At 56.8% G+C, this 5,051-nt stretch carries 4 protein-coding genes and 1 pseudogene; all 5 read right to left on the bottom strand.

Annotation, left to right across the window (positions count from 1 at the left end; all coding sequences use genetic code 11):
* A pseudogene (locus tag Q0F21_RS05215) lies at positions 1–158 on the bottom strand (orotidine 5'-phosphate decarboxylase); the annotation flags it as partial.
* A 311-nt stretch (positions 159–469) separates the two neighbouring features.
* A complete protein-coding gene (locus Q0F21_RS05210) occupies positions 470–1,495 on the bottom strand; it encodes a branched-chain amino acid aminotransferase (protein ID WP_297238040.1) in 1,026 nt (341 codons plus the stop codon).
* Positions 1,496–1,513: 18 nt separating this feature from the next.
* Positions 1,514–2,848 carry a glycoside hydrolase family 57 protein gene (locus tag Q0F21_RS05205; protein ID WP_297238038.1) on the bottom strand — a complete coding sequence of 445 codons (1,335 nt, stop codon included), beginning with the start codon at positions 2,846–2,848 and terminating at the stop codon, positions 1,514–1,516.
* A gap of 45 nt (positions 2,849–2,893) precedes the next feature.
* Positions 2,894–4,156 carry a glycosyltransferase family 4 protein gene (locus tag Q0F21_RS05200; protein WP_297238037.1) on the bottom strand — a complete coding sequence of 421 codons (1,263 nt, stop codon included), beginning with the start codon at positions 4,154–4,156 and terminating at the stop codon, positions 2,894–2,896.
* A gap of 25 nt (positions 4,157–4,181) precedes the next feature.
* Positions 4,182–5,051, bottom strand: an 870-nt coding sequence (locus Q0F21_RS05195) for an amylo-alpha-1,6-glucosidase (RefSeq protein WP_297238035.1), incomplete at its 5' end; no start/stop codon positions are given.

Here is a 5,051-nt window from a genome sequence, read left to right as displayed (position 1 = left end):
AGGTCTGCCGTGGCATCTATGATCGCTTTATTAAAGGTCAGTACCCCCTCGGCAGTCTGAGGAAGGTGCGGAGGGAGAAGGGTGGAGTCACTATCCAGGCCGACACAGAGGAAAGACTTCTTTCGTCTTATCTGTTCGACGAGTTGCTGCTTATTCATATCTCAGTATCCGTATTTTATTCGAGCAAAGGTACTGATTTTTGCCCAATTACGTTCCCGCATTTTCTCCCTCTCACAGGGTGTGCAATAGTAACGAAGGACTTATGAAATAGGGGCACAGCTTTTCACGGCGTCCAAGACACCCTCCGACCGATGTCGGTATTGGTAAAATCTATTACCGCTAATAGGCTTCACTAATACCGGTAATAGAGAAAACTAATACCGGTAATAGATATACCCCACATCCTCCGAGGTGAGAGGTGACCCTGGGATACCTGATGATCTCGGTGATGGGTCGGATCACAGGGGAGCTACAGGTCGACCGCCGTCAGCCAGCCGTGACGATCGGGGAGCCTACCGGTCTGTATGCCTGTGAGGTGGTCGTAGAGCTCTCGGCAGATCGGACCGGGCTCACTGCCGTAGTCGTATATGATGCCGGTATCGAGGTCGACAATCTTGCTGATGGGACAGATAACTGCGGCGGTGCCACAGGCTGCCGCTTCATTGAGGGTGCTGAGCTCCTCCACAGGCAGAGGACGGCGCTCCACCGACAGACCGAGGTCGCCGGCGATGGTCATCAGGCTGTCGTTGGTCACCGAGGCGAGGATCGACTCGGAGCGGGGAGTAATGTAGGACTTCCCTCTGATGCCGAAGAAATTGGCTGACCCGCACTCGTCGATGTACTTCTTCTCCTGAGGATCCAAGAAAAGGCATCCCCCGGCATAGCCCTCCTCATAGGCCTCATGCATTGCGCGGAAGGAGGCGGCATAGTTTCCGCCCACCTTGAACCTCCCGGTGCCGCGCGGGGCAGCTCGGTCGTAAGAGCGCTGGATCACTACCGGGACGGAGGTGACTCCGCGCGTGAAGTAGGGTCCTACCGGACAAGCATAGATCGAGAAGAGGTACTCGCTGCTCTCGCTCACGCCGACATGTGGCCCTATACCGATGACGAGAGGTCTTAGGTAGAGGGCAGCACCCGTGCCATAGGGCGGGACAAAGCGGCTATTATGCTTCACCACCATATGGCAAGCCTCCAGGAAGAGCTCCTCCGGCACCTCCGGCATCATGATCCCGGCGCAGGAGCTCTGTAGCCGATGGGCATTTTCCTCGGGTCGGAAGAGACAGACCCGACCATCCCGGCAGCGGAAAGCCTTGAGTCCCTCAAAGGCCTGCTGACCATAATTGAGTCCCGTTGCTGCCAGATGAACCGATATGGTGGGGTCAGCACACAGCTCAGGCTTGCTCCACTCCCCCTTAGAGTAATAGCTCCGTACGTTATAGTCCGTCGGATAGTAACCGAAAGTCAGTGACTCCCAGTCGGTCTCTTCTTGTGGCATTGCTTTGCTCTCTTGCTCTTACTTCGCTTTCTTGGTGGTACCGGTGCGCTTGGCCGGTTTTTCTGCCCTTAGCTTATGGAGCTCCTCCTGCAGTGCGGTGATCTCCTCGCCCTGGTTCTCGATCGTTTTTAGGAGGGCATTAAGCTCCTCATTCTCGATCGAGCTGGGATACTCCTCCTCCACGCGGAGGTGGAAGTCACTCAGCACATTCATATAATTATTGAAGGCGTCGTAGGGACTGCTGTAGGGACTGTAGAGACCTGAGTCCTTATTCTCCATAGCTGTGGACATATAGAGGAAGTGGTCGCTGCTCTGGAGGTAGGCCCAGTCCTGCTTGATCCTCCTGTTACCGCTCATACGGGTCCGCTCAGTCCACTCCACCAGCTTGCCGAAGGCCTCCTGCTGGAGGATATTGCCGAGCCAGGACTTCGTCGTCTTCTCCTCCTCCGACCAGGAGATGGTGTCCAGGACGCTGATCTCATCCTCTGGTCGGAGCTGCGCAAAGACCTCGGACGGTGTCGCCATCTCCAGCCCGGCACGGTCGATGTACTCCGGTAGAGCGCGGAAGAAGTCGAAGATCCCCGATGACGCGGGACAGAGATTGCCCAGTACGTCGTAGCTCATGTCGAGATAGGTCACCTGCTCCCCCTTGCCCCGATCAGCGAGCCAAGAGGCGTACTTGTCCGCTGTCAGCGGATACTCGTCCCAGCTCTGATCGCAGAAGCGCCGAGAGAGATCCTCAGACAGTGCGGCGTGGCGCATCAGGAGATGGAGTTCTGGCACTACCGCACTCTGGTAGACGAAGTCGGGACTCTTCCACCCCAGCACATGCTTAGCGCCCTCGGTGAGCATCCCATGAAATCCCATCTCTGCCACTGCCAGTGCGATGTCATCATCGTAGAGGAGCTCTGTATTGCGCAGCACCTTAGGCTCGTAATCGAAGATCGCCTTGAGAGCCGTGACATGCATCCCCACCTGACCCTTAAACTCCGCCTTGGACGGCGCCAGAGAGGAGAGACTGTGGGCGTAGGGCTCTGCCAGGAGCTCCACACACCCCGTCTCGGTGAGCTTACGGAAGCTGTCGATCAGCTCCGGCGTGTACATCTCGATCTGGTCCAGAGCGGTGCCGGAGATGGCGAAGGCGACCTTGACCTTGCCCTTAGTCTGCTGGATCAGGTCGTAGATCATCTGATTGGCCGGCAGATAGGATCGCTCAGCGGCGGATCTCATATACTGCTCATTGAGGAAGTCGTCGAAGTAGTAGTGGTCGTTGCCTATGTCGAAGAATCGGTAGCGCTTCAGACGAAAGGGCTGATGCAGCTGGAAGACGAGGCAGAGTTTTTTCTTATCCATGGTGAGTAGTTTATCTAGCAGGGAGGTTATTCATAAGAGGTATTATCATCGTCCAAGGACCTGGTCATAGAGACCGCGTATCTTGAGCGCCACATTATCCCACGTGATCCCGGCCACCTCGTCCAGCCCTCGCTGAGAGAGGAGGTCGTGAAGTGCCGGATAGGTGACGAGGGCGTACATCGCATCCGCCATCGCATCGACATCCCAGTAGTCGAGCTTGATCGCGTAAGTGAGTATCTCGGAGCAGCCGGACTGCTTGGAGATGATACAGGGGACGCCGCACTGCATCGCCTCGAGGGGCGTGATGCCAAAGGGCTCCGACACCGAGGGCATCACGTAGACATCGCTGGCATGGTACACCTCGTACACCTGACGACCCTTCATGAAGCCGGTGAAGTGGAAGCGGTCCGAGATGCGCTTCTCCGCCACGAGGCGGATCATCTCATCCATCATATCTCCGCTGCCGGCCATCACGAAGCGGACGTCACGCTTCTTAGCCAGCACACGCGCTGCCGCCTCCACGAAGTACTCAGGTCCCTTCTGCATCGTCAGACGACCGAGGAAGGTGATCACCTTATCCTTTACGCCCCTCTTGTCCGGGATATTGAGGATCGAGTCCTCGAGCGGTATCACGGCATTGTGTACGGCGGTCACCTTGGAGGGATCCTGATGATACTTCTCGATCACGGTCCGGCGGGTCAGTTCGCTCACACACATGATATGATCGGCATGGTCCATACCGTCCTTCTCTATGGCGTAGACGGTAGGATTGACATTACCGCGGCTGCGATCAAAGTCGGTAGCGTGGACATGGATCACCAGTGGCACGCCGAGGACCTGCTTGGCGTGGATACCTGCAGGATAGGTGACCCAGTCGTGGGCATGTATCAGGTCGTAGTGGTCGGCTCTGGCGATCACGCCGGTGACGATGGAGTAGTTATTGATCTCGTCGATCAGGTTGTCCCCATACTTCCCGGAGAACTGGATGCACCCTATATCGTCCGTCAGCATATACCTGAAGTCCGCATAGATATGGTCCCTCAGGTGGTAGTACTCATCCGGACTCATCACGCGACCGATCCGCTGCTCGAGATACTCTCTCGAGGGATCATGGTAGACGATCGGCACCTCACTAGCTCCGATGATCCTCATATAAGAGGTGTCCTCATCTCCGGACGGAGCGGGCAGCACCAGGGTAATGTCCATATCCTTCTGCGAGGAGAGCCCCTTCGTGATGCCGTAGGTAGCAGTCCCGAGACCTCCGGAGATATGAGGGGGAAACTCCCAGCCAAGCATAAGTGCTTTCATACGATTTCTGTCTTGCTAATGGTGCTTAATCCTTGCGCTCTTCCGTCACTGCGGCCTCCTCATCCGCACCGCCACGACCCTGATCAGGCGAGGACGAGTGGTGAGAGGTCATACTGAGGAAGGAGTCATAGAGGTCTCCCTCCTCGTCCCAGATACTCTTGTACTCCACCATACGATTCACGATGCGGAGGATAGCCGAGACGCTCATCATGAAGGAGAGGTCGCTCCGTCCCCTGTATGGCGGGGTGCCGTCATAGATCTCGGAGATGGTGCCGATGCCATTGAGGCTAAGCTCTTCCTCAAAGGGGATCAGCATCCGATCGACGAAGAAGAGACCGGTACGCTTGAAGAGCTTCAGATAGGCACTGAGGTAATAGTAAAGTGTCCACGGCCACGCTCCGCCCTGTACATAAGCGTAGTAGCGCTCCCTCTGATTGCCGCCTGAGAAGCCCTTATAGAGCGGACTGACGGGTGAGAGCGAGCGAAGTCCCTTGGGCGTCAGTAGCTCCTTGGTCACATAGTCGAGGACGGACCGCTGCAGCTTGCGCGACATGGGCGAGTAGGTCAGTCCCACAGCGATGATCTGACTCGGGCGGACGCTCCAGTCGAGCGGACGACCGTCGGCCACATAGTCGAGCAGGTAGCCGTGCTCATTGACAAAGGTCCGGATAAAGCTCTCACGCACCTGATCGATCAGCTCCGTCACCTCCTCATCCCCCTGCAGGTCGTAGAGGAAGCGATAGAAGCAGAGGGCATTATACCAGAGAGCATTGTACTCCACGATATAGCCCCGTCGATCCACGACCGCTGCGCCGTCGAGCATGGTTCCCATCCAGGTGATCGGTCGGCGATCCTCGCCCGGATCGGCGTAGAGGAGACCGTTTCGTCTCATCTC

It is taken from the genome of uncultured Porphyromonas sp., assembly GCF_934359325.1.
Lineage (GTDB): Bacteria > Bacteroidota > Bacteroidia > Bacteroidales > Porphyromonadaceae > Porphyromonas_A.
The sequence above is the reverse complement of the archived record's forward strand: the minus strand, read 5'-3'. Positions and strand labels throughout refer to the sequence as shown.

What these genes read in the sequence shown, in the direction of transcription:
- Q0F21_RS05210 (WP_297238040.1), bottom strand. Translation starts at nt 1,495, where the DNA reads ATGCCACAAGAAGAGACCGACTGGGAGTCACTGACTTTCGGTTACTAT.
- Q0F21_RS05205 (WP_297238038.1), bottom strand. Translation starts at nt 2,848, where the DNA reads ATGGATAAGAAAAAACTCTGCCTCGTCTTCCAGCTGCATCAGCCCTTT.
- Q0F21_RS05200 (WP_297238037.1), bottom strand. Translation starts at nt 4,156, where the DNA reads ATGAAAGCACTTATGCTTGGCTGGGAGTTTCCCCCTCATATCTCCGGA.